The organism is Peptoniphilus sp. (genome assembly GCF_034090345.1).
Classification (GTDB): Bacteria; Bacillota; Clostridia; order Tissierellales; family Peptoniphilaceae; genus Peptoniphilus.
In genome coordinates, this window is sequence record NZ_JAXDSS010000115.1 from 1 (window position 1) to 2276 (window position 2276).

Annotated in this window: 4 protein-coding genes; 1 reads left to right on the top strand and 3 read right to left on the bottom strand. The window is 30.4% G+C overall.

Annotated elements, in window-relative coordinates; all coding sequences use genetic code 11:
* The 3 genes from SOR77_RS08790 to SOR77_RS08800 all read right to left on the bottom strand — a co-directional run.
* Window positions 1–236: pirin family protein (locus tag SOR77_RS08790; protein WP_320636731.1), on the bottom strand; the 236-nt coding region annotated here is incomplete at its 3' end.
* A 1-nt stretch (window position 237) separates the two neighbouring features.
* Complete coding sequence (locus SOR77_RS08795; protein WP_320636732.1) at window positions 238–657, bottom strand: MarR family winged helix-turn-helix transcriptional regulator; 420 nt, start codon at window positions 655–657, stop codon at window positions 238–240.
* A 67-nt stretch (window positions 658–724) separates the two neighbouring features.
* Window positions 725–1237: a hypothetical protein gene (locus SOR77_RS08800; RefSeq protein ID WP_320636733.1), complete on the bottom strand. Its 513-nt coding sequence runs from the start codon at window positions 1235–1237 to the stop codon at window positions 725–727.
* A gap of 82 nt (window positions 1238–1319) precedes the next feature.
* Here SOR77_RS08800 and gloB point away from each other — a divergent pair, with 82 nt between their 5' ends.
* Entirely contained in the window at window positions 1320–2015 is a 696-nt protein-coding gene (gene gloB / locus SOR77_RS08805; protein WP_320636734.1) for a hydroxyacylglutathione hydrolase, read from the top strand.
* Window positions 2016–2276: the final 261 nt, after the last annotated feature.

A 2276-nucleotide genomic window follows, 5' to 3' on the forward strand; every position in this document is an offset into this window, starting at 1 on the left:
GAGTCTTTGTGAACCATGTTTCCTCTATATACGTATGATATTGTTTCTATACCTCTGTGTGGGTGCATAGGGAACCCTGCTGTGTAATCGTCGGGGTCTGTGGAGTCAAAACTATCTAACATCAATATTGGGTCATAAGTGTCGGTAGTTTCATGACCTAGTACTCTGACTAAACTTACGCCGGCTCCGTCCTTTGTTCTAAAGCCCGTAACTTTTTTAACAACTTCTCTGTTCATACTATAATTCCTCCCTAAATAACTTTAAAATATCCAACAATTCTTGTTTTTTATTCAATGGTATGGGACTAAACATTTGGATAATTTTATCTTTAACTACCGGAAAAACTTTTGACATCAAAGTTTTTCCGTCATCAGTTATATGCAATATACATCTCCTACCATCGTTTTGGTCAGGACATCTCTCCAATAACTTTCTATTCTCAAGATTTTTTATAATCAGGGGCATTGTGCCGCTAGTGGAGAGGATTTTCTGTTGAACTTGACCAATTGTAAGATCCCCTTTGTGATAGAGAGCTTCCAATACTGCGAATTGACCGGTAGTTAAACCGTGGCTATCAAAAATTTTAGAAAGAGTTCTATCCATTTTTATAACTGTTCTGTGTAAAGCAATAAAATTGTTCAACTCAAGATTTTTCATTAACATCACCTAACTTATCTCTATTTAGAGATAAATATACCCTTGAAAAAATTATTAAAACATTTTGTTATTTTTCATATACAAAGCTTGGGTCCATATGTGTGTAAAATTGAGTTTCTCCGTCTTTTTCTAAAGTTATTGCCTCGCCGTCAATGGAGTCTCTATACTCTCTTGTAACTTTATAGCCTTTAGATTCCCACTCTTTTTTTAATTCAATATAATTTTGCTCACGTAGTGTAATGTATTTTTCAAGCTCATCATTATTTACTGAGTAAGCATCAACTTTAGTTGTAAAATTTTTCCATTCATTTCTTGAAAGTAATGGGAGTTCTTCAATTTCTATTTCAATTGTTGAATCTTGCTCAAACATAAATTTGCTTAGGAGTATTTCATTGTTTCCAATAGATATTTTTTCAATTGGGCGCATTTTATTCTCTTCTATAAAATAGCTGTTGTAGTCTTCATAGTTTTCAATTATTACATTTGGAATTTTTTCAATAAAGTCTATAGCTTCTTTTTCAGTTTCAAAAATTCCAAAGTTTTTACTATTTTCTTTTTGTATAAATTTTATAATAAACATAGAATCATCCTTTTTATTAAATATTTACCCTTAATTTTAAAATAATCATATAAATGGGTAAATTTAAAAAGAGGTGAATAGGATGAAAATAATACCGATAAGAGCATTTGAAGATAATTATATATGGACTTTAATAAAAGGGAATAATGCAGTAGTAGTTGATCCGGGAGAGGCTGAACCGGTATTAAAATACAAAAAAGAAAATGAACTCAACCTGGTAGGAATTTTGTTAACTCATAAACATTCAGACCATGTAGGTGGAGTGAGAACTTTAAAAAATAAATTTGATTTAAAAGTTTATGGACCGAAAGAAATAGAAAATCTAGCAGATATTGTTGTACGAGATGGAGATATTTTTGAAATTTTGGATGAAAAAGTAGAAGTGATTAAGACCTCAGGTCATACGGAAGAGCATGTCTCATACTTGATAGAAAATAATTTATTTTGTGGAGATGCATTATTTTTAGCCGGGTGTGGAAGAGTATTTACAGGAGACTATGAAGCACAGTACAATACTATTCAAAAATTTAAAGAATTGAATGGAGATACAAAAGTGTTTGCAGCGCATGAATACTCTAAGACAAATTTAAAGTTTGCAGATAGTGTAATGCCATCTGAAGCAGTGAGTTTGGCGATGAAACTTGTAGAAACTTTAGAGAAAGAGGGTAGGCCATCTTTGCCGTCAACTATCGGAATGGAACTTGAGATAAATCCATTTATGAAGGCCGGGAGTTTTGAAGAGTTTAAAAAATACAGAGATATACGAGATGGTTTTTAAAAAAGTCCAAATAAAATTTATAAATAATAGTGTATTAGTTAAATTAATTTAATATACTTTAGATATAAATATTAATTTTAGAGGTTGGGAATTTGAGTAAGAATATTTTTAAGTACTTCAATATAAAATTTAAACATATACTCTATGCAATTATATTGAATATATTTATGTCTTATATAATAAGAGGAATAGCAGTAGAGGTTTTAAACTACATAATAGGATTATCAGGGGAAGTAAATATAAATTTTTCTAATTTTAAAG

Excerpts from the sequence above, each read along its gene's own strand:
- SOR77_RS08800 (WP_320636733.1), bottom strand. The coding sequence starts at position 1,237 with ATGTTTATTATAAAATTTATACAAAAAGAAAATAGTAAAAACTTTGGA.
- gloB (WP_320636734.1), top strand. The coding sequence starts at position 1,320 with ATGAAAATAATACCGATAAGAGCATTTGAAGATAATTATATATGGACT.
- SOR77_RS08795 (WP_320636732.1), bottom strand. The coding sequence starts at position 657 with ATGAAAAATCTTGAGTTGAACAATTTTATTGCTTTACACAGAACAGTT.